Source organism: Akkermansia muciniphila (assembly GCF_018709685.1).
Classification (GTDB): Bacteria; Verrucomicrobiota; Verrucomicrobiia; order Verrucomicrobiales; family Akkermansiaceae; genus Akkermansia; species Akkermansia muciniphila_E.
The window spans coordinates 175,808-202,475 of the sequence record NZ_JABDHQ010000003.1; the positions used below are offsets into that span (position 1 = coordinate 175,808).

The 26,668-nt window shown below is 55.5% G+C and carries 20 protein-coding genes; 9 read left to right on the top strand and 11 right to left on the bottom strand.

Annotated features, from left to right (window positions below; genetic code table 11):
- Positions 1 to 2 precede the first annotated feature (2 nt).
- Positions 3 to 1,901, bottom strand: coding sequence for a RecQ family ATP-dependent DNA helicase (locus HHJ06_RS03485; protein WP_215427620.1), 1,899 nt, complete (start codon positions 1,899 to 1,901; stop codon positions 3 to 5).
- 88 nt (positions 1,902 to 1,989) lie between these two features.
- Between HHJ06_RS03485 and HHJ06_RS03490 the strand changes: the two genes are divergently transcribed.
- Positions 1,990 to 3,648 (top strand): sulfatase family protein, encoded by a 1,659-nt coding sequence (locus HHJ06_RS03490; protein WP_215427622.1) that lies wholly within the window; start codon positions 1,990 to 1,992, stop codon positions 3,646 to 3,648.
- 101 nt (positions 3,649 to 3,749) lie between these two features.
- Here the strand turns inward: HHJ06_RS03490 and HHJ06_RS03495 are convergent, their stop codons facing one another.
- The 5 genes from HHJ06_RS03495 to metK all read right to left on the bottom strand — a co-directional run bounded on the left by HHJ06_RS03495 (position 3,750) and on the right by metK (position 10,361).
- Positions 3,750 to 4,640 carry a hypothetical protein gene (locus HHJ06_RS03495; protein ID WP_215427623.1) on the bottom strand — a complete coding sequence of 297 codons (891 nt, stop codon included), beginning with the start codon at positions 4,638 to 4,640 and terminating at the stop codon, positions 3,750 to 3,752.
- A gap of 321 nt (positions 4,641 to 4,961) precedes the next feature.
- Entirely contained in the window at positions 4,962 to 6,221 is a 1,260-nt protein-coding gene (locus HHJ06_RS03500; RefSeq protein WP_215427625.1) for a protoporphyrinogen/coproporphyrinogen oxidase, read from the bottom strand.
- Between the two features lie 21 nt (positions 6,222 to 6,242).
- Complete coding sequence (locus tag HHJ06_RS03505; protein ID WP_215427627.1) at positions 6,243 to 7,238, bottom strand: hypothetical protein; 996 nt, start codon at positions 7,236 to 7,238, stop codon at positions 6,243 to 6,245.
- A gap of 500 nt (positions 7,239 to 7,738) precedes the next feature.
- Positions 7,739 to 9,154 (bottom strand): adenosylhomocysteinase, encoded by a 1,416-nt coding sequence (ahcY, locus tag HHJ06_RS03510; protein ID WP_215427629.1) that lies wholly within the window; start codon positions 9,152 to 9,154, stop codon positions 7,739 to 7,741.
- A 22-nt stretch (positions 9,155 to 9,176) separates the two neighbouring features.
- On the bottom strand, positions 9,177 to 10,361 hold the full coding sequence (gene metK / locus HHJ06_RS03515) for a methionine adenosyltransferase (RefSeq protein ID WP_215427631.1): 1,185 nt from the start codon (positions 10,359 to 10,361) through the stop codon (positions 9,177 to 9,179).
- Positions 10,362 to 10,398: 37 nt separating this feature from the next.
- On the opposite strand from metK, the gene HHJ06_RS03520 reads away from it, so the two are divergent.
- Both HHJ06_RS03520 and HHJ06_RS03525 read left to right on the top strand, forming a co-directional pair.
- Complete coding sequence (locus tag HHJ06_RS03520) at positions 10,399 to 11,316, top strand: ArsR/SmtB family transcription factor (protein ID WP_215427633.1); 918 nt, start codon at positions 10,399 to 10,401, stop codon at positions 11,314 to 11,316.
- Between the two features lie 100 nt (positions 11,317 to 11,416).
- Positions 11,417 to 12,175: a tetratricopeptide repeat protein gene (locus HHJ06_RS03525; protein ID WP_215427635.1), complete on the top strand. Its 759-nt coding sequence runs from the start codon at positions 11,417 to 11,419 to the stop codon at positions 12,173 to 12,175.
- Positions 12,176 to 12,188: 13 nt separating this feature from the next.
- Here HHJ06_RS03525 and HHJ06_RS03530 read toward each other — a convergent pair whose 3' ends face one another.
- On the bottom strand, positions 12,189 to 12,764 hold the full coding sequence (locus tag HHJ06_RS03530; RefSeq protein ID WP_215427637.1) for a hypothetical protein: 576 nt from the start codon (positions 12,762 to 12,764) through the stop codon (positions 12,189 to 12,191).
- A 203-nt stretch (positions 12,765 to 12,967) separates the two neighbouring features.
- Here HHJ06_RS03530 and HHJ06_RS03535 point away from each other — a divergent pair, with 203 nt between their 5' ends.
- The 3 genes from HHJ06_RS03535 to HHJ06_RS03545 all read left to right on the top strand — a co-directional run bounded on the left by HHJ06_RS03535 (position 12,968) and on the right by HHJ06_RS03545 (position 16,262).
- Positions 12,968 to 13,612 (top strand): hypothetical protein, encoded by a 645-nt coding sequence (locus tag HHJ06_RS03535; protein ID WP_215427639.1) that lies wholly within the window; start codon positions 12,968 to 12,970, stop codon positions 13,610 to 13,612.
- 121 nt (positions 13,613 to 13,733) lie between these two features.
- A complete protein-coding gene (locus HHJ06_RS03540) occupies positions 13,734 to 15,215 on the top strand; it encodes an MFS transporter (RefSeq protein WP_215427641.1) in 1,482 nt (493 codons plus the stop codon).
- A gap of 12 nt (positions 15,216 to 15,227) precedes the next feature.
- Positions 15,228 to 16,262, top strand: a complete 1,035-nt coding sequence (locus HHJ06_RS03545) for an ankyrin repeat domain-containing protein (protein WP_215427644.1) — start codon at positions 15,228 to 15,230, stop codon at positions 16,260 to 16,262.
- A 129-nt stretch (positions 16,263 to 16,391) separates the two neighbouring features.
- On the opposite strand, the gene HHJ06_RS11830 is transcribed toward HHJ06_RS03545, so the two are convergent.
- The 4 genes from HHJ06_RS11830 to HHJ06_RS03560 form a co-directional block, all read right to left on the bottom strand.
- The gene (locus tag HHJ06_RS11830) at positions 16,392 to 16,526 is read right to left on the bottom strand and encodes a hypothetical protein (protein ID WP_286010581.1); all 135 of its coding nucleotides are present in this window, start codon (positions 16,524 to 16,526) and stop codon (positions 16,392 to 16,394) included.
- A 97-nt stretch (positions 16,527 to 16,623) separates the two neighbouring features.
- A complete protein-coding gene (locus tag HHJ06_RS03550; protein WP_215427646.1) occupies positions 16,624 to 16,914 on the bottom strand; it encodes a hypothetical protein in 291 nt (96 codons plus the stop codon).
- 152 nt (positions 16,915 to 17,066) lie between these two features.
- On the bottom strand, positions 17,067 to 17,450 hold the full coding sequence (locus tag HHJ06_RS03555; protein WP_215427647.1) for a hypothetical protein: 384 nt from the start codon (positions 17,448 to 17,450) through the stop codon (positions 17,067 to 17,069).
- A complete protein-coding gene (locus HHJ06_RS03560) occupies positions 17,441 to 23,095 on the bottom strand; it encodes an RHS repeat-associated core domain-containing protein (protein WP_215427649.1) in 5,655 nt (1,884 codons plus the stop codon). Before HHJ06_RS03560 ends, HHJ06_RS03555 begins: the two co-directional genes overlap by 10 nt.
- 226 nt (positions 23,096 to 23,321) lie before the next feature.
- Here HHJ06_RS03560 and HHJ06_RS03565 point away from each other — a divergent pair, with 226 nt between their 5' ends.
- The 3 genes from HHJ06_RS03565 (at position 23,322) to HHJ06_RS03575 (ending at position 26,626) form a co-directional block, all read left to right on the top strand.
- Positions 23,322 to 23,750, top strand: a complete 429-nt coding sequence (locus tag HHJ06_RS03565) for a hypothetical protein (protein ID WP_215427651.1) — start codon at positions 23,322 to 23,324, stop codon at positions 23,748 to 23,750.
- A gap of 145 nt (positions 23,751 to 23,895) precedes the next feature.
- Positions 23,896 to 25,185, top strand: coding sequence for a TolC family protein (locus HHJ06_RS03570; protein ID WP_215427653.1), 1,290 nt, complete (start codon positions 23,896 to 23,898; stop codon positions 25,183 to 25,185).
- Between the two features lie 22 nt (positions 25,186 to 25,207).
- On the top strand, positions 25,208 to 26,626 hold the full coding sequence (locus HHJ06_RS03575) for an efflux RND transporter periplasmic adaptor subunit (protein WP_215427655.1): 1,419 nt from the start codon (positions 25,208 to 25,210) through the stop codon (positions 26,624 to 26,626).
- The last annotated feature ends 42 nt before the right edge of the window (positions 26,627 to 26,668 follow it).

Genomic DNA, 26,668 nt, shown 5'->3' on the forward strand with positions numbered 1-26,668 from the left:
CGCTAATTTCCCGACAGGGCGCGCGCCTCAATCCAGACGTCCTCCCAGCTCCTGTTCCCCAGCACCCCGTAAAGAGGATGGCCCCACAAACGCGCGCGCATGGCCGCCGGAGAGGCCAACCCAAGCAGAAAACGCGTCAACTGGGAAGGGCGGGACAGCGCGGGCTTTCTCTGCGCCGCCAGTTCCATGACGGCGGAACGCAGTTCTTCCGGAACCGGGCCGGGCTCCTCCTCTTCCATCTCCACAGGAACCGCACCGCAGCATGACGGACAGTGCCCGCAGGGGCCGGACGGCTCCCGGAAGCCGAAGTAGGCGTCCAGGCTCCTGTTAAGACAGGCGGCGGCCGTCAGCGTGGAGACGCACGTTTTCCAGCGTTCCAACCCGTTCAGCCGCGACCTGGAAAAATACCGCGCGAATTCCTCCGCGGTTTCCGCCGCATCAAAACCTTCGGAATGCAGATGAAGCGCTATCTGGCGCAACTCCACCTTCCATTCCCCGGAAAGGGCCAGCTCGTCAAGCCAGGCGGCGGCCTCTTCCCATGAAATCCCCCACTCCGCGGCCAGGGCCTCCACTTCCCCCTCCCGGCGCCCGTCCATCCATTGCAGGCGGGCGCTTTCTTCGCCATCACGGCCGCACAGGATTTCCTCCATCCGGAACAGGGGGCGCACCTTGTAATATTTATATCCCCTGCCCTGCTCCCGCACGGAGCCGGAACGCTTCAGGTCAAACAGCATCCGGTCCACCGCCACATCCGGCAAATCATGAACGGCGGAAGCTTCATACAGGGAAACAACGTGCTCCCCCCTCCGGGACAGCAGGGACGCCAGTCCCTTCACGCCGTGGCGGTCCGGTTCCGCCGCATGCAGGCGGTTGACCACGGCCACACCGTCGCGGGCGGACAGCATCACCAGGCTGAAGGAGGGCAGCCCGTCGCGGCCCGCACGGCCGGATTCCTGCACATACGCCTCCAGACTGGCAGGCGGGTGGTAATGCACCACGGAGCGCACGTCCGGCTTGTCTATTCCCATGCCGAAGGCGATCGTCGCCACCAGCACGTCCGCCGCCCCCGTCAGGAATTCATCCTGCACCAGCCCCCGCGTTTCCGGAGGCATGCCTGCATGGTAGGATTTGACGGAAAAACCGGCCTGCCCCAATTCATAGGAGAGCCTTTCCGCATCCTTGCGCGTGCGCGTGTACACCACGGCGGGACGGTGGCCCCCCTCCTTCAAAAACTCAACCAGCCGAGCGGTTTTATTCTCCTCCTTCAGCGTTTCCACCTGGCGGACGATATTCGCGCGGTACGGCGGGGCGCGGAAAATACATTCCTCCTTCACGTTGAAAAGGGAGGCCAGGTCACGGCACACCCGTTCCGTAGCCGTGGCCGTCAGAGCCATGACGCTGCGGAACCCATGCTTTTTGAAAAAACCGGGGAGTCCCAGATAATCCGGGCGGAAACTGTGCCCCCACTCCGAGAGGCAATGCGCCTCATCCACCACGAACAGGCCGGGAGGGACAAGTTCCATGGCCTGCCGCATCCACGGGGATTCCAGAGACTCCGGTGCCGCGAACAGCAGGCGGACGGCTCCGGACTTCAACCTGTCCAGCAGGGCGGCCTTTTCTTCCTCCTCCAGGGAGGAATCATACCGGGCCGCAGCCACGCCCAGTTTTTCCAGCCCGGCCACCTGGTCGCGCATCAGGGCGATCAGCGGGGAAACCACCACCGTCACTCCGTCTCCCAGCACTGCCGGAATCTGGTAGCAAAGGCTCTTGCCGGAACCCGTGGGCAAAATGCCGATGCAGGAATTGCCTGCCAGCGCGCACTCCATCAGTTCCCGCTGCATGGGGCGGAACCGCTCCTTGCCGAATAAACGCAGCGTGTCTTCCAACGGGGAGGAAAGCATGGCAGGAAGGATACCATAACGCAGAATCCCGGCAAAAGGAATCCTATGACATTGACACGGTGGCTTCATCCTATATCCTCCATGCAATATGAGACCCTTGAAAACCATCATCGCCGGAACTCTGGCCCTGCTGGCGGCAGCTCCTCTCACGGCCCAGACCAAGGCTGCCGAGAATAAAAAGCCGAATATCCTTTTCATCATTACGGACGACCACGCCTACCAGACGCTGGGCACCAGCAAGAATGATTCCCCCGTGGCCCTGCCCAACTTCAACAAGCTGGCCCGCCAAGGCATGGTCTTTGACCGCAGCTACTGCGCCAACTCCCTGTGCGGCCCCTCCCGCGCGTGCATCCTGACCGGCAGGCATTCCCACATGAACGGCTTTGTCTTCAACGGCCAGAGGCCGCTGGACGGCTCCCAGCCCACCTATCCCAAAATGCTGCAAAAAGCCGGCTACCAGACGGGGCTTTTCGGCAAATGGCATCTGGAATCAGACCCCACCGGCTTTGACACGTGGGAAATCTTCCCCGGCCAGGGCAGCTACTACAATCCGGACTTCATCAGCCTCAAGCCGAACGGAAAACGCCAGACAAAGCGCTTCCCCGGCTACGCCACGGACGTGGTTACGGACAAATCCATCCAGTGGCTGGAAAACCGGGACAAGGACAAGCCCTTCCTGCTCGTCGTGGGCCACAAGGCCCCCCACCGCGCCTGGTGCCCCGCCCTGCGCCATCTGGGCAAGGTGAACACCTCCAAACTGGCGCCGCCCGCCAACTTCCATGACGACTACGCCAACCGCCCGGAATTCCTGAAGAAAAACCAGCAGACCGTCGCCAGGCACATGGCTATTTATTCCGACCTCAAGGTGCTCAAGGACCAGGTGCCGGAAGAGATGCGCAAGAGCATCGTCTCTCCCGGCTACGGCTGGGACCTGGGGGAAATCAACCGCATGACTCCGGAAGAAAAGAAAACCTGGACGGATTACTATGCCAAGCGCACCAAGTCCCTGGTGGACGGCATGAAATCCGGAAAACTGAAGGACCCGAAAGCCTTTGCGGAATGGAAATGGCACGCCTACATGGAAGACTACCTGGGCTGCCTGCTTTCCGTGGACGACAGCATCGGCCGCCTCATGAATTATCTGGACAAGGAAGGCCTTTCCAAAGACACGCTGGTCATCTACTGCGGCGACCAGGGCTTCTACATGGGCGAACACGGCATGTACGACAAGCGCTGGATTTTTGAAGAATCCCTCCGCATGCCCCTCATCATGAGATGGCCCGGCAAAATTCCCGCGGGCACCCGCAACAACGCCATGGTGCAGAACATCGACTATGCCCCCACCATCGTTTCCGCGGCTGGAGCGGACACCCCGGAAAACATGGACACCTTCCAGGGCGTTTCCCTCCTGCCCACGGCCTCCACAGGCAAAACGCCGGACAATTGGAGAGACGCCATCTACTATTGCTTCTACGAGAACCCCGGCGAACACAATGCCCCGCGCCACGACGGCATCCGGACGGACCGCTACACGCTTTCCTACATCTGGACCAGTGACGAATGGATGCTTTTTGACATGAAGAAGGACCCCATGCAGATGAAGAACGTCATTGACGATCCCGCCTACAAGTCCACCGTGGAAAAACTCAAGAAACGCTATCACGAGCTCCGCAAGGCCTACAAGGTCCCGGAAAACAGCCCCGGCGGAAAAGGGACGCCCATTCCCAAATTTGACGCTTCCTGGTAGGGAGCCGCCGCAACGGAACTTTTCTCAGGCGCCGGAAGATTCCGGCGCTTTTTTATTCCCTGGGGGTGCGCCCGGGAAACGGCTATTCCTCCTCCCCAGCCTTACCCGTAAAAACCTTTGCGGGGCCCCAGCCCGGCGATCTTGGACAGCTTATTCACAGTCTTCTCGCAAAAGGCAAATCCCTGGTGGGCGCAGGAAAGAAAAGTGAGCAAGGGCCTTTCCACCCTCTCCGCTCCCAACTCTCCCAAAAAAAAGTCCGGATCCTTATCGTCAAATCCGGGATGCCGCAAAAAAGGGTGCCTCCCATCAAGGTGGATGACTCCCTTGCCGGAATACAGGCTATCCAGACGGTTCATGGCCGCAACGAGAGACCACAGCGTCTGGTCATGCGTATGGGCCGCAAAATTGTCCCGGCAGCGGCTCTTTTCCTCAGGAGTAGGGGAAGAAACCAGGCTGAACTGCCGGCATAATTCCATCCATTCACGAAGAATCCGGATGCTTTCTTCCGATTTTTTCAGGAAGCACGGGGTCGGCTGAATCAGGGGGCTATGCTCGAAATCCCTGATATCCAGATTCAATGCGTCAAAAACGCTCTGCTTGCACCACCTTGCCAAATCTCCCGTGTAATAGGAGATATTCACTCCCGGCAGAATGTCCTGCCCCTTCTCCTCCAGCCATTGGACAAGGGGCTGTACCGAATGGCGGAAAAGCGTTCCCGGCGGACGCCCTGCATCCGTATAAAGCAAATAGTCACCTTCCTGCATGCTGTCCAGTTCCCTGAGCATGATGAAGGGCTTCCAGCACCAGTAACCAACCCCCTGCAAATGAGGGTCAAACCATGGAATCTCGCACCTGATGCCTGCAGACAGCAAGCGTCCCAGAGTCCAGAAGGACAATTCCACGGAAGGCTCCGCCAACTTTAAACTTTTCATCCGCATCCACTGCCGCCAGCGGTAGCCGCGCGTTGCGAAAGAACAATAACGAATAGCCATACGCGTTGATTCCGGGGTAAGCGCATGACCTGGTAGAACATGGGATCATGCTTTCTGCACGCCCATTCCTAGCGAGTTGTTAATCCGCTTGTTTAAAAAAAAATAAAAGAGGAGTTGTAAAAATATAACCCTGAAAAAGTTATCTGTTCAGGCCATCCTCCGGAAAAGGTAAAAAATTCTTTTCCGTTTCACGCTAAATATGCGGAGTCCCTTCTCCGTTAAAATTTTCCATTGACAGCGGATTAACAATCCACAGCCTTCACCGGAAACTTGCCGGTAAATGCCTTTCCTATATTCCCAAGTCCGCAAGAGCTACGTCTCTTACGGCTGAAACTCCGCGTGCAGCTTCTTGTCCAGGTCCATGGCAGCCCCTATGGCCGCATCCATGTTGTAGTATTCCCACTCCGCAAAACGCCCCAGCAGGTAAATGCCCCTGGGCTCCAGGCGGTCTTTCAGCTCCCGGATAAGGGCCCTGCTGGACGCATCCTGCACGGGATAAGTATATTCCTCCCAATGATGGGCCAGATAGGCGGGGGAAAAGGGGATGAGCTCCAGCTGCGTCCGGATTTCCTCTTCCGTCATTTTCTCGGAGAACTCAATGGTGGCAGTGGTGACGTCTCCGTTATTATTGTTCCTGGAAAAATTCCCCGTGCAGATGATGCGGTGGGAACGGTGGGCCGGGGAGGGCATGTAAATCCAGCTATAGTCGTTGGAGTCAATCCGGCACAACACGGAGGTAGTCCCGTGGGAACGCAATGCCGAAATCCGGGGAAGAAACGGTTGCAGTTCATCCATGCCGGGGAAGCAGTCCGCAAGCTGCCTGGCATTCCCTGTAAAAACCACCCTGTCAAACAACTCTCCCTGCACGCGCCATTTCCCGTTCTCCGGGCGGATGCCCGCGGCCTGCGCCCCATAGACGACCTTCAAGCCATGCGCCAGCGTATCAGCCAGAAACTGGGAACCGCCGCGCTTTGCATAAAAGAAGGAGCTGTGCACCATGGTGCTCTCATTGATCCGCCCGATATTGTTCAGCAGAATTTCCGCCACGGTCGGCATGGGCAGCTTGTCTTCCAGCCAATCCATGGCGATTCCGTTGATGTCCTGCCGCCACACCTTGTTGTTGTAAGGCGTGAAATAAAGGTCGTTCAGGGTTTTTCCGAAACGGTTCAGGAAAAACTCTCCCAGGGAGCGGGGCTCGGAAGGAGGGTTCCTGTAAATCTCCAGCAGTTCATGGACAATGGAGGAACGGGCCTCCTCTGGGAATTGGTCCAAGTGGTTCTCAATGGGATAATCCACCACGTTCCCGCCCTCCAGGGAGATGACGGCACGGCGGCGGGCGGAAACAAAATCGCGTTCCTTGTCAAACCGGGACCAGAACCAGTCCAATACCTCCTGCCGCCGGGAATTGAACACATGACCACCCACCAGGTGGTACAAATGGCCCTGCACTTCCGCGCACTTGATCAGGCCGCCGGGGCGGCTGTCCTTCTCGTAAACCACTGCCTCATGCCCTTTTTTCAACAGCATTCCGGCCATGGACAATCCGGAAACTCCGGCTCCGATCACAGCATATCTCATCATGGAATAAAGAAAATCAATGGATTAAAGGCTCCGGCCGCCGAACTTGGACAATTTCACGGGATGGAGGTACAGGTAGTCCTCCGGAAAGGAGCCAAGCAGTTTGCCGATGTCTCCGGCGGAAGAGGAAACCAGCCCGTCAATGACGCCGCTCATGGCCTCAAAGTGGTCCGGATCCTGCGGGAACCAGACGTTGCCGGACTTGTACTGCGTGTCTTCCAGCGTGGCCAGGCGTGTTTCCGGAAGAAGCTGCAGCGCCGTGGGGATAGCCAGCTCCACAAACATGTTCCACGCGAAAAACACTTCAAGAATCCAGCAAAAGTCGTCAAACTTCCCTTTCGGGATACAGAGAATATCCGAATAGCCAAAGACGACGGGGTAGGAATACGGGTACTTTTTAATCTTGTGCTTCCAATGGTTCAGGAGATGCCAGATTCTGCCCTTCAGCACTTTCCAGTTGGCATGAATGCCGCCCCCGGGATTCCACTTGGGCATGAACATGCGCACGCGGGACAGTTCGTCATGCTGCATGAGGTTTCTGGATTTCAGAATCCGCCGGGCTTCTTCATAGGATGGAACATTTTTATTCACGCTCTCCGCATCAAGACCGGCGGGAGCCATGGAAAAACGGTGGGCTTCCACCGTGCCCCGGTAGCACAGTGGCAGGGAAACGTCCACAAATCCGTCAAGGTAGCACGTGTCGTCCCCCCGGATTCCCAGCAGGGACGCCGTGGAAAACTCGTCAAACTCCGGGTTCAGCAGAAGGTCGTCTCCTATGATGAGGACATGGTCGCCGTCCAACGCCTTGATTCTCTCCCGCGCCTGTAAAATATAATGGTAAAATTGGAAGGAATTGCCGAATACCGGACATACGTCCGGATCATCCCCCTTGTAATAGGGCATTAATTGAAGCAACGCGGAGAAACGCCCTGAATAAATCTCCCTGATGACCGGAATATTGCGGTTATACTGGTGGTTGAACAACACAACGAGAGCCGTTTTCTGGGGAGGGGTGTCCATCGTACTTCAGATAGGGGAAACAATCCGCGCACTCCAACGTAAAGAATTGAAAAAACTAAGATTGCACACTAAAAACATGCGCCATTGAAATGGCTTCAGGGATAACAGTACGGATTTGCAAACCGGCGGCAAGCCATAAATTTGGGAAAGAGCATTTAAGACAAATTCTCCCCGGTATTTCCGGACGCCGGAGGCCTTCAGCGCGGAGGCTGTTTCTGAAAAATATAGCCGGAAATTCCCCCTCACATGCGTTTCAGGGGAATATTTTAAAATCCGGAAGATACTTGTTTCCATAATGTTGCGCCTAGAAGTCCACGGAAGGTATCTGATGGCGTCCCGTTTGGAAACGGTTTCCTTCTCCATGGAACGGATTGCAAATCCGTCCATGAAATACCGCTGCCGCGCCCCGGAAACAAACCCTTTTCCGGACAAATAAAAAAGCTGTTCCACCGGGAGGGCTCTCCCGATGAAACAGCCGGAAAACGCAGAAATCCGCCAGCCTAATATCTGTAAAAGTCGGGCTTGTACGGCCCTTCCACCGGGACGCCGATGTAGTCCGCCTGTTCCGGACGCAGAACCGTGAGCTTGCAGCCGATCTTGCCGAGATGCAGGCGGGCCACTTCCTCATCCAGCACCTTGGGCAGCACTTCCACGCCCGCGGGACGGTTTTCACGGGTATTCCACAGTTCCAGCTGGGCCAGCACCTGGTTGGCGAAGCTGTTAGACATCACGAAGCTGGGATGCCCGGTAGCGCAGCCCAGGTTGACCAGGCGCCCTTCCGCCAGCAGGTACAGGCTGTTGCCGGAGGGGAACGTGTAGCGGTCCACCTGCGGCTTGATGTTGAGGTGCTTGATGCCGGGATAGGTCTGAAGCTTGTGTACCTCTATTTCATTGTCGAAGTGGCCGATGTTGCACACAATAGCCTGGTCCTTCATCTTTTCCATGTGTTCCACCCGGATGATGCCGCAGTTGCCCGTAGTGGTCACGTAAATATCCGCCCAGCCCAGGGTGTCTTCCACCGTCAGCACGCGGTAGCCTTCCATGGCGGCCTGAAGGGCGCAGATGGGGTCTACTTCCGTCACCACCACCTGGGCGCCCATGCCGCGCAGGGACTGGGCACAGCCCTTGCCCACGTCTCCATAGCCGCAGACGACGGCCACCTTCCCGGCGATCATGACGTCCGTGGCGCGCTTGATGCCGTCCACCAGGGATTCACGGCACCCGTACAGGTTGTCAAACTTGGACTTGGTCACGGAATCATTCACGTTAATGGCCGGAATCAGCAGGCGGCCCGCGGCCTGCATCTGGTACAAGCGGTGCACGCCCGTGGTCGTTTCCTCGGAAACGCCCTTCAGCTCAGGCAGCCAGCGGTGGAAAATGCCCGGCGTTTCCGCGGCGATCTTTTTCAGGAGGTCCTTGATGACTTCCTCTTCTTCCGATTCTGACGGGGTATTCACCCAGCCGGAGCCTTCCTCCATCTCATACCCGCGGTGAATGAGCAGGGTGGCGTCCCCGCCATCGTCCACAATCAGCTGCGGGCCCAGGCCGTCCGGAAAGTTCATGGCCTTCCAGGTGCAGTCCCAGTATTCCCGGAGCGTTTCCCCCTTCCAGGCGAACACGGGCGTGCCGGATTCCGCAATGGCGGCGGCGGCATGGTCCTGGGTGGAAAAGATATTGCAGCTGGCCCAGCGGACTGTGGCGCCCAGGGCCGTCAGCGTTTCAATCAGCACAGCCGTCTGCACCGTCATGTGCAGGGAGCCCATGATGCGCACGCCCTCCAGAGGCTTTGCGGCGGCGTACTTTTCACGCACGGCCATCAGGCCGGGCATTTCATGTTCCGCGATGTCCAGTTCCTTGCGTCCGAAATCCGCCAGGCTGATATCGCGCACCTTGTAATGTTCCGTTTCTGAAAACATGTCTGTAAACGTTGTCGTAGGATTAATGAAGAAGTTGTTTCAGGGAGGCCAGGCGCTTTTCGTCCAGTTGTTCCCAGGGAAGCTCCGGATTGGTGAAATGCCCGTAATGCGTCGTCTTCCGGTAAATGGGCCGCAGCAGGTCAAGTTGTTCCACCATGTCTGCGGGCTTGAAGGAGAAAATGCCTTCCAGAGCGTTTTCAATGGCTTTTTCCTCTACCTTCCCGGTACCGAAGGTATCCACCCGGATGGAAACGGGGGTGGGGTAGCCGATGGCGTAGGCCACCTGCAATTCACACTTGTCCGCCAGCCCGGCGGCCACGATATGCTTGGCAACCCAGCGGCACATGTACGCCGCGGAGCGGTCCACCTTGGACGGGTCCTTCCCGGAGAAGGCGCCGCCGCCGTGACGGCCCATGCCGCCGTACGTGTCTACAATGATCTTGCGGCCCGTCAGGCCGGAATCCCCATGGGGACCGCCTACCACGAACTTCCCCGTGGGATTGATGAAGTACTCCGTCCTGTCATCCAGCAGTTCCGCAGGAAGCACGTTTTTAATGAGTTTGACGCAGTAATTGTAAATCGTATCATGGTCCACTTCCTCCGTGTGCTGGGTGGAAATGACCACATTCTCAATATGCACAGGGCGTCCTGCATCGTCATACGCCACGGCCACCTGGGACTTGCAGTCCGGGCGCAGCCAGTCCACATGCCCGCGCTTGCGGCGCTTGGCCAGTTCAATGAGCAGCTTGTGCGCGAACACGATAGGGGCCGGAAGCAATTCCGGAGTTTCATTCGTGGCGAAGCCGAACATGATGCCCTGGTCCCCGGCGCCCTGTTCCGCGTGGCCCTTGCCCTCCGCCTCCCGGGCGTCCACGCCCTGGGCGATATCCGGAGACTGTTCCGTCAGCAGGTTCGTGAAAAAGACGGTATCCGCATGGAAAACGTCGTCGTCCTGCCGGTTGCAGTACCCGATCTCCCGGATGGCCTGGCGGGCGATTTTTTCCGGATTGATCACGGCCTTGGTCGTCAGTTCTCCGGCAATGATGACCATGTTGCTCTTCACCAAAGTTTCGCACGCGACGCGGCTAGTTTTGTCTTGAGCCAGGCAGGCGTCTAAAATAGAGTCGGAAATGTAGTCGGCCACCTTGTCCGGATGGCCTTCTCCAACGGATTCCGACGTGAAGATGTGAGGGCTGTTCTTACTCATATCGATAAATCTCGATGCGTTGATATATTATTCTACCATGAAGTCAATCCTAAAAACGCTCAAACTCCTGACGGACCCCACCCGCCTGCGCATCATCAACGTTCTGAATGAAGAATCCCTGAGCGTTGCGGAGCTTCAGGAAATCCTCGGCATGGGGCAGAGCCGCATCTCCACCCAGCTCGCCCAGCTCCGGCAGGAAGGAGTGGTGGAAGACACACGCTCCGGAAAAAACGTTTTTTACACCCTTTCCCTGGCCAACGACCTGCACAACGTAGCCCTGAAAGCCTGCGAGGAACTACCGGAAGCGGAAACGGACAAAAAGGCCCTCCAGGTCATCCTGGACAAGCGCAAGAACCGCACGCAGGCCTACTTTGACGAAGTGGTGTGCCGTCTGGGCAAAAATTACGCGCCGGGCCGTTCCTGGAAGGCGCTGGCCGGAGCCCTGCTCCGCATCCTGAACTATGACGTGGTGGCGGACCTGGGCGCCGGGGAAGGCTTCGTCTCCCAGCTCATTTCCCCCAGCGCCAAGCAGGTGATTGCCGTGGACAACTCCCCCAGCATGGTGGAACTGGGGCAGGAGCTGGCGCGCAAGCACGGGCTGGACAATCTGGAATACCGCCTGGGCGACATTGAAGCGCCGCCCATTGAGCCCGGCACCGTGGACCTGGCCCTGCTCAGCCAGGCCCTGCACCATGCGCAAAAACCTGTCAGGGCCCTGGAGGCCGCATGGAACATCCTGAAACCGGGCGGATGCCTGGTGGTGCTGGACCTGCTCCAGCACGGGCAGGAGGAAGCGCGGGACCTGTACGCGGACCGCTGGCTGGGGTTCACGCCCGCCGCGCTGGAAAGCATGCTCAAGGAAGCCGGATTCCGGAACATCCATACGGACATTGTGGACCGGGAGCCGGAACCGCCCCACTTCCAGACCCTGATGGCGGCGGCCTGGAAGCCGTGAAAAACAGGCCCCCAATCATTTTCCGGCCTGTAATTACCAATAAAAACGGACAAGCCGTTCAATTTCAGACAAAATGCTGTGGGAAAGCCGCTCAGCAGATATGAGCGTTAAATCCGCACTAATCATTTCAGGCGGCGTTCTTGCATTTGCCCTGGGCGTTTACCGGATAGCCTCCCCGCGGGAACCCTCTCCGGAAGAACTGTACCGGCAATACATGGAGCTTTCCCCCTTTGAACAGTTTGAACAGAAGGAAGAACTGCTGAAAAAAGCGGCGCAGGCCAGCTATGTTCCCGCCATGCGCCAGATGGCGGATCATAATTTCCTCTCCAAAAGCGATCTTAAACCCGATGAATACAATTACTGGATTAAAAAAGCGGCGGACCACGGAAATCCGCAGGCCCAGTATGAAGCTTTCACGGAATGCGTCTCGGAGAACGCTTCTGAAATCTTTTCCTACCTGGTACAGGCTGACAGGCAGTCCTACGCTCCCGCCTCCCTGGAACTGGGACGGTTGCATGCCTGTGGAGCCGAGGAATACGGCATCATGCGGGATGAAGGTAAAGCCATGGAGTTTTATCAGAAAGCCGCTGCCCTGAATCATCCGGAAGCCCTTTATCTGCTTTATCTGATGGAAAAACTGGAAATTCCGTCCAGGGAGGAAGCGAAACGGCACCCGGACGCCTATGCCCGCTATCTTCAACAGGCGCAACAGCAGAAAGCGTTCCCGATCATGCCTCCCTGCATGGACGGGGAAGATCCCCGGAACTGCCAATCCGAGGGGCGTATCAGGGAGGTGCTAAAAACCTACCTGCCGCAGAACCCGAAAGCTGTTGAATGGATTCAAAAAAGCTACAGGTAAAAAATGATAGGTCTTACTCCCGGTCCTCTGGAGTCCTTTCCGCGGGAAAGGGGCGTTTGCCGGATTGCAGGGCCTCCCGCACTTCCCGGACAATGTCCATCATCTGCTCCGGGGACAGTTCCTCCTTGCCTTCCACCTCTTCATCCACCAGCGCTTTCATCTCTTCCAGAAGATGCTCCGGCTCCAGACGGTAATTGAGCAATACCCGGAAAAGCTCCCTTCCGGCCTCCTGCAAGGGAACCGGGGGGAAATCCTTCACGCTTTTCAAATCTTTCTCTTCAAAGGAATTCAGGAGTCCGGCATAACGGCGGAACGCGCGCTTGAATTCCTCCGGGCACCCGGCCATGTCTACCGTGGCAAGATACCGGCGGAAGGAAATCTCCGCCGTCAGGTGAAGGGCGTCCTCCCCCGTGGATTGCGCCAGCCAGGTCTCCTTCTGCTTCAAATGCACGAGCAGAAGGGCCTTCCGCATGGCTTCCCGCTGTTTGCCCTTAGGGCCCTTCTTCAATTTGACCAGGTCCAGGTCCAGCTCCGCGGCATCGGGGCTTGCCACATCCTGGGCCGGAGACACTCCGAGGACCGCTGCCATCAGGACAAACGGCAGCCACTTCCCCATGCATTCCCGGATATGGACCATTGCGGTCAGCAATTACATGAAAAGAGCCGCAAAAGCAATCCAAATCCAACGGCTCCCGGACGCGGAGGCCATCCGTGCCCGGAGAACCGCCAGAGCGCGCTTCATGCCATCCGGGGAGATTGACGGAAAGGCGGCCGTATGAGAAAAAGCGGTCTATGCTATTCGCAGTAGTGATTTTCCTTTCCGTGGTCGTGCTCGGCGTCATTGCCGCGCTACGCTTCACCAAGGGCGTCATTCCGCTGCGCACTTATGAATCGCGCGAGCTGCCGGGCTTCCCCGGCCCCACGGGACTGATCCGGCGCCTGGACGGCGCGGAAAAACGCCAGAGGAAACTGGCGGAGGCCCGTTTTCCCGGCGTGGATGAAAACGGCCTCATCAGCCTGCCCCCCGCGTGGGAGGGCAAGGTGACTGCGGGAAGGCTGGCCTGTGTGGCCCACACCTGGGCCATGAGCAGCCTGGTCAGGGAAGACCCTGCGGCGGCCAAGGTCCGCAAGACCGCCTCCGGCCGCGCCACGATGATCCCCTTCTTCACGGCGCTCATCCTGCTGGGGATGCTGGCAACCGGGCTGTTGAAGTTCCAGGTTGCGCTGGCTATCGGGCTGGCCTGCTGGGCCTTTTTCACCTTCTCCGCCCTTCCCTCCCAGTTCCGTGAATGGAAAGCGGCGGAAATAGCCAAGTCAGGGCTGAAAGAGGCAGGACTGTGGCCCTTGCTGCCCTCTGACGCCATGGCGGTGGACCAATGCCTGAAGGCGCTGTCATGGTGCAATGTGGCGGGATTCCGGCGCATTCTGCCCAGATAGGAAAGAGCCGTGGCGGCGGCGCGCATTTTTCCGGCTAATCCGGCTTTTGAGAGAAAAAAACTTGAAACGGGGGTGCGGGTAACCCACTCTTCCAACGTCGTCAAAATTCACTCTCTTCTGCATGAACGAGTCCGCCAACCCAATCATCAAGTACTTTTCCGAGTTCAAAATCCTAAAAACCGTATCCAAAGATTTCTGGCTCACCAACGTCGTCCAGTTCTTCGACGGCATGGCCTACTTCTCCCTGATTACGGTATTCGTCCTCTACCTGACGGACTATTGCAGCTTCAACGATGCGGACGCGGCCCTGTGGGTGGGGCTGTACACCCTGTTCATCTCCGCCTTCGTCTTTGCGGTGGGCTCCATTTGCGACATCATCGGCATACGGCGCACGTACCTGATCGGATTCATCATCCTCATCGTCGGGCGTCTCATCATGGGCTTCGGGCCGGACCTCAGCCCCACCGTGGACTCCGGGAGGCTGGTGGTCATGACAGGGATTCTGATCATGTCCTTCGGCACGGCGTTCATGTCACCCGTCATCCAGACCTCCATCCGGCGCTTCGCCCCGCTGAATGCGCGCGCCACGGGGTTCAATATCTATTACCTGCTGATGAACATCGCCGCCGTGATCGCGAACGTGTTCCTGATTGAATTCTTCCGCAAGCACTTCGGCGCCGTGGACGGCGGCTACTGGATCATCAACTTCGGCACGCTGATGGTGCTGCTGGGCTGCATCACCACCCGCTTCATTGACGAAGACAACTACGCGGAACCCAGTGAAAAGGAGGCCAACCTGAAAGCGCCCCTCCGGCGGCCCCTGCAGCTTTTCCGGGAAGTGTGGAAGGAATCCGCCTTCCGCAAGCTCATCCTCTTCCTGGTGCTGACCATGGGCGTGCGCATCGTCTTCACGCTGCAATTCCTGGTCATGCCCAAATACTACGTCCGCACCCTGTATGATGACTTTGCCATCGGCTCCATCAATGCCATCAACCCGGCTATCATCGTCTCCGGCCTCATTTTGCTCATTCCGGTGCTGGGACGCTTCTCCACCGTCAGCCTCATGATCGTGGGCATGTCCATCTCCGCCTTTTCCCTCGTCTTCATGGCCATTCCCATTGAATGGTACTATGTGGTGCCCGGCATTGAAACGCGCTCCCAGGCGTATCTGGTAGCCATTGTGACGCAAATTCTGGTATTCGCGTTCGGGGAACTGCTGTTCTCCCCGCGCTTCTCGGAATATGTGGCCCGCGTAGCGCCCAAGGACAAGGTGGCCTCCTACATGTCCCTGGCGGCGCTGCCCATGTTCATCGCCAAGCCCATCAACGGCATCATCGGAGGCCTGCTCGTCGCCTACCTCTGCTATGACGGCATCTGCGCCAAGATGGATACCGGGCACATCGGCTTCTGGGATTCACCCGAATTCATGTGGACCATTTACCTGGCCATGGCCGTCATCAGCCCCATCGCCATCATCCTGACCCGCAAGACCATCACCTCCGACCACCCGGAGGAAGACGCGGACTCCCCGCCCATTGCGGCCATTGAGACGGAAATGGACCCTGCCGTCACGGCGGAAGAACTCACGGAAGCCAACTCCTAACCTCTCAAGACGATGAACCAGCACACGCGCAACATCATTGTGGATTCCCTCATCCTGGTAGCTTTCAGTTCCATTCTGGGCGGCATCAGCCTGGTGGTTTCCAAATCCTTCTCCGGAGACCCCAATCCGGCCCTGGACCTCATCACCGTGATGAAAAAGGCGGAGGCCAAGGAAGTCAATGCCTCCTCTGAACAGGAGGAACAGGAAGCCAGGGTCAAGGGAATGAAGGAGTTCGACCAAACCCTGGAAGAAGGGGAGCAACTGGCGGCGAAGGAAGGAAAAGCCTTCGTCAACATGACGGACCCCCACGGCAGGACGCCCGTCATGTGGGTGTGCTACGCCAACTACAACAACATTGAAACCACGCTGAAGCTGGAAGCCAAGCGCGCGCCCTACCTGGGACGCCTGCTGGAAGACTCCCGCGTGGAAATCGACCAGAAGGACAAGGACGGATGGACCGCCCTGCACTGGGCCTCTTGGAGCGGGCTGGACCGCCTGTCCGACATGCTGATTGAAAAGAAAGCGGACATCAATAACCGGGAAGGCAACGGCTTTACGCCGCTGATGCTGGCGGCCATGCGCGGCAACTTCCAGGTAGCGGCCCTGCTGCTGGAAAAAGGGGCGGACATGAATGCCGTCAACAAATTCGGAAAGAACGCCCTTCAACTGGCGGAGGAAGGGGCTCTGGCCTACCAATCCAGCTTTGACCTGACCAAGACGGAAGTTTCCAAAGCTCCGGTGAACACCTTCACGCAGGCTTATGAAAAAGCCGTTGCAGCCCTCTCGCCCGAACACGCCCCCGAATTCATGGAAGCCATGAGCAAGGCCGTAGGGCGCCAGTCCTTTGTGGAAACGGAGTACGTTCTCCAGCTCATTACGCGCTCCCTGATCTCCAAAAACCTGCTCACGGAAGAACAGGCCGGAAAATTCAAGGAGGAAATTACCGGAGCCGTAGCGGAAAACTCCCAGATCATTGACGTGCGCGGTGTAGCCTTTGAACACACTGTGGATATATTAAAGGAGGCGGCTGATAGAAACCATCGATGATTTCAACAATCAGCCTCCTCCCATCCATTTTTTGAAATATCTATTTCAACTCACTCTTGCGGTTTTTTTCATCGCCTGTAATCCCATTTAGCATCAAAATCTCTCCGATTTATCCATTTCCCTACTTCATCAATCGGTCAATTTTTTTATCCATTCTATAAAATCATCCATCCCGTCGGAGAACACCTTCAGCGCCACCACTTCTTTCGGCCCAGTGTAGGATTTATTGCCCCACACATATCCGTCACCCTGGTCTTCATCCATGAAGATTTCCGTCAAATCATTCAATTTGACTCTCATATCCCATAAAAAGCCCGATTTCATAGGTAACCCAGGAGATAGATCAAGAAGAGCAGTTAGCTCATCCCCAGACAACTTGTGATAGTACAGGCAAAAACTTTTTCACCCGTTTTTCATAAAAATTTCTGAGTTGCTCTAATGATATTCTCTTCTCTTCGTAAGCGGAAATGAATCTTTTTAGGTCCTGCTGCAGTTGCAAAACTTCATTTTTTATCCTTGTAGCTTTTTTAGAAGGACTTTCTTGCATATCCATCATTTCAGTTTGTTTTTCAATGTTCTTTACATCCTCTGCTGCCCAGGCGCCCCATACCAGGAAAGGATACAGGCTGATGGTTATTATTTTCGTTCTCATACCCTTTATTTTCTTGGTTGGTAGGTGGTCAATAGTTTTTATATTAATATTTAGAGGAGGGAAAATTTTCCCTCCTCTAAAGCTCCCATATTTTAATTTATAATCATGGACAACACACAAAGTAATCCATTAGATAAAAATAGGAGAAACAACTATTCATCCATTCCTTTATCATATGATCTAAACAGGTAGAATTCAGTATATCCAACAAGACCTCCAATCACTCCAGCCAGCATGATGAAATAATTATTTTCAGCATTAAGCATACGAGACAATAAAAATCCCATAACCACACCAACAATCAGTCCGGAAAAACAAGAGACTGCACGATTTATTTCACCAGCAAAAATACGCCAGATCACCCAGCTAACAACAGCCAGTAAAAATGTTACTGGAAATGAAAACACTACAATAGCCAATCCCGCCATTGCTGAGAGCTCCGAGTTAGATAAACACATGGAATATCCAGCACCAATAAGCCAAGGAGCCAACGCGCAAATCAATATGAAGTGAACTATATTATATACTATTTGCATTGAGAATCATTAAGTAACATATTCCAACCTACATCAGCGCCTCCTTCGGGGAGCCCCAAAAAAGGAACAAACCCTCGACTGGCGTAACAATTTATATGTGCTTTTAGCCTACAGTTATTTCTTTCTGAACAACATGATATATTTTGGCATTGGCTTTCAGCATTCGCCAAACACATAGCTGTTGAAATCACTGCAATTGAAAATTGGTATCTTTTCAAAAAATCGATGCATATAGATTTTGCTGCTGTAGGATAGGAGTCTGAAACTTCCGAAGAATTTTGACACACACATTTCGGCGCGGGTATTGAATAGTTACAAAATACTGAGGCCATCTCATCTGGAGTAAGAGGCACGGATGGAGGCGTACCGGGCGGAGTGTATTCACCACTCGGCCATACATTACCACCGCCAGGCGTCGGAGTAGGAAATTCTGGATGTGGAACAGGTAATCCAAAACTCAAGCCATACCTGTCCCATCGATTTATTCCGTTATTCCCTACGAATCCATATAGATTCCATCCATCCTGTTCAACAACAGGATCCCGGTTAATCCATCGGCCATCAGCAGGATTATAATGACGATAATTGTAATAAATCATCTCCAATTCTTCGTCGTTCATCTCACTGCTCCACTGTACAGGTTGAGTAAGGTTTCCTGTTGAGGCAACTTGTCCATATGGCGAGTAGTCATAGGCAACTGCCATCGTTCCTTCCTCATCGAACAACTCCGTGACGTTCTTGTTGAAGTCATGACCATAGCAGTACAGGGCGTTGTCCTGCACCAAGGCTAAAGGCCGGGTGGCTATTGATTCCATCGGATCCCATAAAATAGTACGCAGTACATTCTGGTTATTGAGCATGTCAAGAGCGGCTATCTGCAAATAGCCCCGATAGATGTAACGCTTGTGACTTCTGACAATTCCATCAACCATGACCTTTTTCGTGTGCCGGCGGCCCTGATGATCATAATCACATTCCACCGCAATACGACCGTCCAGGCTTGTAAAACTCACCGGACGGCTGGCGGCATTGTAAACTATCGTCCAGATTGCCGTGGATGTTTTCACCAGTGTCTGATTGCCCGCAGCATCAAATTGAGGAATGAAAGGTATTTCTTCATTCTCCGCAATACTCGCGTACTGGTTAAGTTCATTGGCTGTATAAACAAGCTCTTCCTCCAGATTCAAGGCGGTTTTACGATTACCGATGTTGTCATAATCATAACCATAAACCCTTCCTCCCAAAGAAGCGCTGACTAGTTCGTTGCGACCGTTGTAGTTGAAATGATCGCTTCGAGCTTGTTCCGATTCCCGTTGTTGCATGTGAAATGCCGGCCGGCCCAATGCATCATAACTCCGTGTACGGGCAACAAGAACGTTTTCTCCCAAACGAAGACTAATGCCAGTGCTCAAATCACGATGATCTTCATAGTCCAGGTACTTGACGATTCCATTAGGCATCGTCAAGCGGGAGAGCATGTTCGTTCCCTGCAAGTAACCGTACGTAAAGCTCTGTTCCATTCCACCATGTACAATAGTAGCAATTGCAAGTTGCCCATTCGATCCGTAATGCTGCCGGATGTCCTGGATTGTCTGTGTTCCCTTATTGAGAGTGTAACCCGCACTGCGTCCCAGAATATCGTGGGTTTCAGTCAGGAGGTAACTTGTTCCATTGATGGTTATATTTTCCGTTTCCGGTTCAGCGTACTGATTATAGCCGATGGTTCGCGTTCCGGACCCGTCAGTCACTTGAAAAAGCTGGTTGAGCGGATTCCAGAGCATGTTGATTGCCGGCGTTCCGTCGCTGTAAGTAATGGAAGTATTGGTTCCCTTTTTAAAGTTATAGCCCCAGGCGGTAGTAATTCCCCTGGCGTCAGTAAAAGCCGCCTTCATGTTAAGAGCGTTGTAGGTGGTGTCTTCATGTGTCCCGTCCGCATAGGTTTTCTTAATGACCAGTCCTGTGGCTTCATCATAACTCCAAAGGGTAGTGTCGCCGTCAACACGTCCGGATGGATCGTCAGTAATGTTTCCTTCATTCTCCCGGAAAGTCGTCAGGCTCGTCATCCGGTCGGCGTCATCATATTCAAAAAGCACCGGTTGGACGGCTGTGCCATATTCTGCTTTTTTACGTCCTCGGATATCGTAAGTCGAGCAGTTTGTTTTTCCCAGCGCATTGGTGATGCAGGAAGGTTGATCCAAATTCGGATGATAAGTTGTTGCCACGGTGTTCCCTGCCGAATCCGTGACAGAGATGGTGCGGCCGGCAGTGTCCGTCCGGGTGGTAACTACATTGCCACGGGCATCCGTGTGTGTAGAGATAATTCCTGTTTCCGTATAAGTACGGGTGGCGGTTGTCGTCACTCCGGCATTGTTTACCGCACTTGTTACGAAGCCATCCACCGTATGCGAGATGGCCGTCACAGTGGAAGAAGGAATGATACCCTTTCTGTTTCTGATGGCAGATCCGGCATATTCTGTCCATTGCGTTATCGTATTTCCTCTCGGATCAATGGAAAGAGTCTTGCTTTCCAAGGCAGCGGAAAGAGAAGAGATCAATGACTTTTCCGTTTCCTTGTAGGTTGCTCCGTTCCCGTTATTCCTGATCACTGTCATGAAACGATAGGCTCCGTCCTGTCCCTGCTCCACACCATATTCCCATGTGGTAATGCGGGAGTTGGCAAGTGTAGGGCTATCTTCCAGCTTCCATGTTTCTTTTACTACATTGCCGAATCCGTCATATTCCCGTAACGTAGGTGCCATGGTCGTGGCAGCATTTCCGGCATCCACTTGTTCCCTGGTTATCTGCCCCTTGGCATTGTAGGTATAGCGCGTATAAATAACGCCTCCTACCGTGTTGGGCACTCCCGTTCGCAATATTTCTCCAAAGCCGTTAATTATATTTTTCCGGATTTCTGTTTCCGTTTCTGGAGAAACGGCTCTGACGCTGGTGCGGATACCATCATTAACCAGGTCCATGATGGCAAGAGTGTGCCGCTGACCTGTGCCGCTTTGCTCCAGGATCGTACCATCCGAAGCAGAGCGTGTGATGAGTGTAGCTCCTGAAGGCAATGTTTTCGTCACTGTCAGACCGTCGGAGCTGTAGGCATAAGCAGTCGCACGGTCCAATATATCGGAGGAAGAAATAGTCCTGCCTATCAAGTCATAACTTGTAGCTTGGGTAGTTTGCATGGGGCCTGCATACACGGTCGTTGAGAGCGCCCTACCGGCTGCATCGCGTATGTAAGAGGTGATTATTTCCGGGGTAATTACGGTTTCTCCGTCTACGACGGCAGAACGCGAAGTTTCCACCAACTGGCGCGCCGTGTCATACGCGTAGTCAATCCGTACTTCATCTTCATCTTTTTCCCACAACGTGCGGCCGTCACACATGAGGGCACGTTCCGTAATGCGCCCGTTTCCGCGCGTTCTTTTTACCCACCGGTTTTGCGTATCAAATTCATAATCCGCACTATCAGTAAGCGCCCATTCTCCATCGGAAAGCAATACGTAGCTTTCTTCCCGGACACGCTGCCCTTGTGCCGTGATCCAGGTGGTTTTCCGGGTACTTTGCCCTGCGATGGATTCTCCATTGATACGCGTCTCTTCCGTTTCCGTATAGAGAGCCCCGTGTTCATTTGCCGCAGCATAGTCGTACCAAGTCTGTACTCCGTTGACCGCCTGGGTCATCCGGACACGGCCCCGGGCGTATGGGTTAGGAGCACTTGCCAGCCATTGCTCCGTTACTGTCAGGCGCGTTCCCGTTGCTCCAAGAGCAACGGCGCGCTTTTCCATCCTTTTGACGTGGTTGAATACAGTGTATTTATAAGTCTCGCGCACAAGTTGCTTAGCTTTACCTGTCACTGGAAACAACCGCACTACTTTTTCAGCAACTTCCCCGTTGAAGTTGTCCTCCGCCGAATGGGCGTAGGTAATGTCCGTCTTTCTGCGGCCGTTTTCTCCCCAGGGTTCGTCTGTCCTGATGACGCGGCCCTGTGCATCGTAAAGCCATGTCCATAGACTCCCGTCGGGCTTCGTTTCCTTACAGAGACGCCCCGCGGCATCGTATTCATAGTGCGTTGTCAGTTCCTGCTCCGAACCATAGCCTTCTACCCGCGTGAGCAGCAAGTCCCCCACATCCGTCGTCTGGTACACTTCACCAACGCGTGAAGCTGTCATATTGTTTTTACTCTTCTCCGTGACCAACTGCCAAACGGTAGCTTCCAGCTCTGTATGAGTGCGGAAAGTAGTGACTGCTTCCTCCCCGGCCCCTTGCTGCATGTTCCAGGCCAAACCATTCTTCCACCAGGTAACGGCATAAGGCTGCCTCTCCGGCGTTTGTTCCGTAATTGTGAAGCGGCTTTCGTCACGGGAGAGGGAAAGCACGAATGTCTTAAAGGGAGGGCCAGTGACCGTATATAAGCCAAATTCATCCATTTCTCCTATTTGAGCCGGTGTATAAAGGGCGATCACATAACCGATTTCCGTGATGGTTTCCACGTTGAGCAAGCCATCCCACAAGTTCCATATCTGGCGCAGAGAGCCATCTTCCGCACGCTTGATGTTCAGATACGCCGACGTATTGGAGATGGTTTGCTGGTCCGCCGTAGTGTAGGAGAGCAGGCTTCCAGTCATGGAGGAGAATAGGTAGGTTTCCCCCGCAGCGGTCCGCCAGCGCAGGCTGCTTTGTTGTTCTTCCGTAATCAGGGAGGCTTTGCCACCGCCCGACGTATCTATGCCAATGGGAGCAACCGAACCGTCGTTGTAACAGCGCATGGCTATCACACGGTCTCCCCGTACCAGGTCAAACCGGGTTCCGGGAACAATTCCGCCTTCCGGTATGTTCAGATAACTGGCCAGAGGATGGTTATAGGCAAGGGAAACCGGAGTTTCCAAGCCGGAGACATTCTCCTGCGCCCTTAATTCCACACGTCCGGAAGGCATTTCTCCAAGCCCCCTGAAAGAGCCGAAGTTGCATGACCAGTACATGAGCGTTGCCGTACTGTCTGCCTGGACATTGCATCCTGCGGAAGAAAAGTTTTGAGCATTAGCACTGCGTCCCGCCCGGACAGCCGGTCCAGACGGAGAACCGCCATCTCCGTTGCAAGTATCTCCTTCACAAGGGCAAGGTTCAGGTTTTTTTTGACCGCCGGGTTCAATGGGGCGCACATCAAGAGTATAGCGGCATACAGCTACGTTGCCCTTAGGATTGGAATATTTGATGTTTTCATTGCTAGTAACCAGATGATGATTTCCCGATTCCACCTTGCAAGTTCCTGAGAGCGTCCATTCCGTATGGCCGCCTTCCGGCCCGGCCTCCTGCCCGTGTGTAGAGCTTGTCATGTCCACTACCAGGATATCGTCTATTTTGGCATCCCCCCAGTCGTCCTCCGTCAGCTTGACATCACATTTGGCCTGGATAGGAATTTGATTGCCCTGTTCGTCCGTTTCAAAGGGAACTTCAAACTCAAAGGGATAGAGTGCGATTGAGTCGGCGGGACCACTGGGCGGTCCAACTTTCTTTCCGTCCTGGTGGCTGATAGGCCACTGAGGGGCATCATTTGTTCTCATTGCAGCCCGCAACGCAGGGCGTGGCATAAAACGGGAAGGTTCAAACCACTTGGTATAAGAAGATATTTTGTCTTTCATGTTTGTAGAGTCATTAATGTTTTCCAGGCCTGTTTTTGGCCTTCCTTGTCCTGTTATGAAAAATATTCCTGAATATCAACATGATTCTCAGGTTATTTCCAATTCCAATACGTTTTATAGCTCCTATTGAAAATAGTATGAAAAAATCCCTCCTGCTCACGCTTCCGGCATCCGTCACTTTGCTCTTGACGCTTCCCCGGCTCCTTTCTAGGATTCGCGGCATACCATGGTTAGAGCATTGCGCAACGGCATCATGCTGCTCACCCTTCTGCTGGTCGTCGTAGGCGGAACGGGCATGGTTTCCGTATGCCCCTGCCATGAGGAGGTTTTTCTCTTTTCCTGCTCCTGCCATCAGGATGCCGCCCCCTGCGGCTGCCGTGGGGACCATGGTTCCGGCGCCGGCACTTCCACCCCTCTGGCCGGGCACCTCTGCGAACACCAGCGCCTGGAGATTGACGACCTGACGCTGCCCGTTCTTCATGCGTCGCTTCCACAACCCTGCATCATCTGGCAGACGTTACCGGATTTCCACCATCTGGCGCAGCCTCTTCTTTTAACAAGCCAAACATCGGATTCCGCGATACCGGCTCCCCCTGACCCCTTCAGGGACGATGGCCCGGTACATAAAGGCTTTCAGCTTCCCCTGCTGATTTAACGGCCCCCTTTTCAGGAACGTCCCGGGACGCTTCCGGCTGAACGCTGCTTTTTTAATTGCGTCCGGCCCTGTTTGTTTCCGCAGAATGATCTGCCGCATTGTCCAAACCTGATTGAGACGAACTGTCTCCATTTCCTTTTTCATCATGAAATCCATACCATTTTTCGCTGGGCTCGGCCTGACCGCCTTCCTCAGCTCATGCAGCGTCTACCATAGCGCACCCATCGACCTGAACGCGGAGGAAGCCTCCTGGAAAGAGGCGTCCCGCGTGGACGCACACACCTCCGTCACCCGGAACCAGGCGCGCCAGATCGGCCTGGTCATGAATCCGGACCTGAACAAGGCACGCCTGAAACTGGCGTCCAGCAATGAAGTAGCCAAGCAATCGGGCTGGTGGAATGACCCGTCCTTTTCCTGGGACATCGAACAAGTTCTTCAGGAGAACACGCTCAACATGGCCGGCAGCCTGGGCTTCACCATTCCCGTAACCGGCCTCCCGGCCCTGGAAAAGAAGGTGGCGGAACAGTACAAGGAAGCGGATTTCTGGACCCTCCGCCAGGCGGAGCTGGATTTTCTCAGTTCCCTGGACCAGGCCTGGAGCAAGCTGGCCGTAACCCAGCGCCGCAAGGCGGTCATCCGGGAACGCCTGGAGGCGGTCAGGAACGAAAACGGCATGATTGAAAAGCTCATCGGAGCGGGGGAAGTGGAATTTTCCTCCCGCCAGGTGGCTTCCCAGCGCATGAATGACGCCATCCGGGAACTTCAGACCGTAACGGAAACGGAACTGGAACAGAAGATGGAACTGGTCAAGCTGATGGGGCTGCATCCCTCCGCAGTGCGGAAGCTCGGCTTCCGCACGGAACAGGGCTTCCAGCTTCCCGCCGCCGTTCCGGCGCCCGGCCCCGCCGCCCTGACGGCAGCCCCCAAAATCAAGGCCCAGCTGGCAGCCTACGCCACCACGGAAACGCTGTTCAAGACGGAAATCCGCCGCCAGTATCCGGAACTGGAACTGGGGCCCTCCTTCACCCGTGACGACGGTGAAAAGGAAGTGGGCGGGGAAATAGGGTTCAATCTCCCCCTTTGGAACCGCAACCGCAAGGCCATTGCGGAATCCCGCGGAACACGGGATATGTCCAGGCAGGAAACCATCCAGCTCTGGAAGACGGAATTGTTCAACGCGCGCCAGCTTGACGCCAGCCAGCAGATGGTGCTGCGCCACTGCCGGACGGAGCTTCAGCGCATGGACTCCTTCGCCTCCTCCGTCCGGACCATGGAAAAACTGCACGGCATCGGGGAAGCCTCCCTGCTGGAACTGGCGGAGAACCGCCACCAGCTTTACGAAAGCCGCCTGGCCTTCCTGGATAATCTGGACAAGCTGCTGGCCATTCAGGCCCAGCTCCGCTACCTCACCCACGCCAACCTTCAATCCAAATAAATTTCTCACCATGTTAACGAATATGAAACGTCTCTATTTTTCCATCATCCTGGGCCTCGCTTCCGTTTTTGGCCTCAATCCCGCACGCGGAGAACAGCAGGTTCCCGCGGAACACAAGCACGAGGACGGCACTGCCTGCACGGAGGACCATGGCCATGAAGAACACCAGCACGCGGAAGGGGAAACCTGCACCGAAGGCCACGCCCATGAGGAACACAAGCATGCGGACGGCTCCGTCTGCACGGGCGGCCATGAGCAGGAAGGCCACCAGCACAAGGAAGGGGAAGCATGCACGGGGGATCACGAACATGAAGAAGGTGAGGGGAAAGCTTCCGGCCAGCAGGGGGATATGATTCCCGTGCATGTGGATGAAAAGGCGCGCCATTCCCTGGACATGCGCTTTGAGAAGGTGACGGAAGCCCCCCACGGCGCGGAAAAAACCCTTCACGGCCAAATGGTGATTCCTCCCCATGCGGTGACGACGTACGCCCTGCCCGCCGCAGGGCGCGTGACGTTCAACGTCAAGTCCGCCCAGAAGGTACGGAAAGGGGAACTGCTGTACACGCTGGCCTCTCCGGATATTGTGGAGATGGAAGGGAACGCCGCCCAGGCGCAGGCCGCCCTGGACCGCGCCGCAGCGGAACTCAACACCCTCAAGGAACGCCGCTCCCAACTGGAAAAAATCGGCACGCGGAACAGTGAACTGAATACCTCCATCCAGTTCAAGGAAGCGGAAATCCACAGCCTACGGGCCACCCTGGACGCCAGCAATAATAAATTGAAGCTGGTGACGGATTCCGGAGCGCTGAAAAACAACCTCCTTTACGTGTACGCCGCGGCGGACGGCTCCGTCCAGTCCGTGAACATGACCCAGGGCTCCTGGGGGGAACAGGGAGCCCCGGCCCTCGTCATGACCAACAAGGGGGAACTGGAATTCGCCACTACCATTTACGGGGCGGACCCCGTCCATTACGCGAAGGCCCAACTGGCCCTGACCAGCGGGAAAAACACGGAAGTGCTGAACGGCACCCTGCGGGTGGCGGACCAGGTGGACCCCGCCACGCAGTCCCGCGCCCTGTACTTCGTTCCGGACCATATGCCGGAAGGGACGCACGCCGGGCAGCTTGCCCGGCTGGACCTTTATTCCCATGACACCGCCACGGACGGCTTCATTCCCGTTCCCAACAGCGCCGTCGTCAAGGTGGGGGTGAACGACGTGGTTTTCATCAAGGCGGCAGACGATACCTTTGTCATGAAGAAGGTGGAGACACTGCCCGCCCGGCAGGGGAAAACGCCTGTGAAGGGACTGACGCCGGGACAAACCATCGTGACCAAGGGCGGGTATGAATTGAAATACATCCTGCCCACGGGGGATGCCGGGAGCAAGAAGGCGGCCGGGCACTTCCACGCGGACGGCCAGTTCCACGAAGGAGAACACTGATGTTCAGCTGACAGTGATTAGAGAAAAGTTAATAGAAACAAG

What these genes read in the sequence shown, in the direction of transcription:
- metK (WP_215427631.1), bottom strand. Translation starts at nt 10,361, where the DNA reads ATGAGTAAGAACAGCCCTCACATCTTCACGTCGGAATCCGTTGGAGAA.
- HHJ06_RS03545 (WP_215427644.1), top strand. Translation starts at nt 15,228, where the DNA reads ATGAACCAGCACACGCGCAACATCATTGTGGATTCCCTCATCCTGGTA.
- HHJ06_RS03540 (WP_215427641.1), top strand. Translation starts at nt 13,734, where the DNA reads ATGAACGAGTCCGCCAACCCAATCATCAAGTACTTTTCCGAGTTCAAA.
- HHJ06_RS03570 (WP_215427653.1), top strand. Translation starts at nt 23,896, where the DNA reads ATGAAATCCATACCATTTTTCGCTGGGCTCGGCCTGACCGCCTTCCTC.
- HHJ06_RS03560 (WP_215427649.1), bottom strand. Translation starts at nt 23,095, where the DNA reads ATGAAAGACAAAATATCTTCTTATACCAAGTGGTTTGAACCTTCCCGT.
- HHJ06_RS03535 (WP_215427639.1), top strand. Translation starts at nt 12,968, where the DNA reads ATGCTATTCGCAGTAGTGATTTTCCTTTCCGTGGTCGTGCTCGGCGTC.
- HHJ06_RS03495 (WP_215427623.1), bottom strand. Translation starts at nt 4,640, where the DNA reads ATGGCTATTCGTTATTGTTCTTTCGCAACGCGCGGCTACCGCTGGCGG.
- HHJ06_RS11830 (WP_286010581.1), bottom strand. Translation starts at nt 16,526, where the DNA reads ATGGATGAAGACCAGGGTGACGGATATGTGTGGGGCAATAAATCCTAC.
- HHJ06_RS03485 (WP_215427620.1), bottom strand. Translation starts at nt 1,901, where the DNA reads ATGCTTTCCTCCCCGTTGGAAGACACGCTGCGTTTATTCGGCAAGGAG.
- HHJ06_RS03525 (WP_215427635.1), top strand. Translation starts at nt 11,417, where the DNA reads ATGAGCGTTAAATCCGCACTAATCATTTCAGGCGGCGTTCTTGCATTT.
- HHJ06_RS03490 (WP_215427622.1), top strand. Translation starts at nt 1,990, where the DNA reads ATGAGACCCTTGAAAACCATCATCGCCGGAACTCTGGCCCTGCTGGCG.
- HHJ06_RS03550 (WP_215427646.1), bottom strand. Translation starts at nt 16,914, where the DNA reads ATGAGAACGAAAATAATAACCATCAGCCTGTATCCTTTCCTGGTATGG.
- HHJ06_RS03530 (WP_215427637.1), bottom strand. Translation starts at nt 12,764, where the DNA reads ATGGCAGCGGTCCTCGGAGTGTCTCCGGCCCAGGATGTGGCAAGCCCC.
- HHJ06_RS03500 (WP_215427625.1), bottom strand. Translation starts at nt 6,221, where the DNA reads ATGATGAGATATGCTGTGATCGGAGCCGGAGTTTCCGGATTGTCCATG.
- HHJ06_RS03555 (WP_215427647.1), bottom strand. Translation starts at nt 17,450, where the DNA reads ATGCAAATAGTATATAATATAGTTCACTTCATATTGATTTGCGCGTTG.
- HHJ06_RS03575 (WP_215427655.1), top strand. Translation starts at nt 25,208, where the DNA reads ATGAAACGTCTCTATTTTTCCATCATCCTGGGCCTCGCTTCCGTTTTT.
- HHJ06_RS03565 (WP_215427651.1), top strand. Translation starts at nt 23,322, where the DNA reads ATGGTTAGAGCATTGCGCAACGGCATCATGCTGCTCACCCTTCTGCTG.
- HHJ06_RS03520 (WP_215427633.1), top strand. Translation starts at nt 10,399, where the DNA reads ATGAAGTCAATCCTAAAAACGCTCAAACTCCTGACGGACCCCACCCGC.
- ahcY (WP_215427629.1), bottom strand. Translation starts at nt 9,154, where the DNA reads ATGTTTTCAGAAACGGAACATTACAAGGTGCGCGATATCAGCCTGGCG.
- HHJ06_RS03505 (WP_215427627.1), bottom strand. Translation starts at nt 7,238, where the DNA reads ATGGACACCCCTCCCCAGAAAACGGCTCTCGTTGTGTTGTTCAACCAC.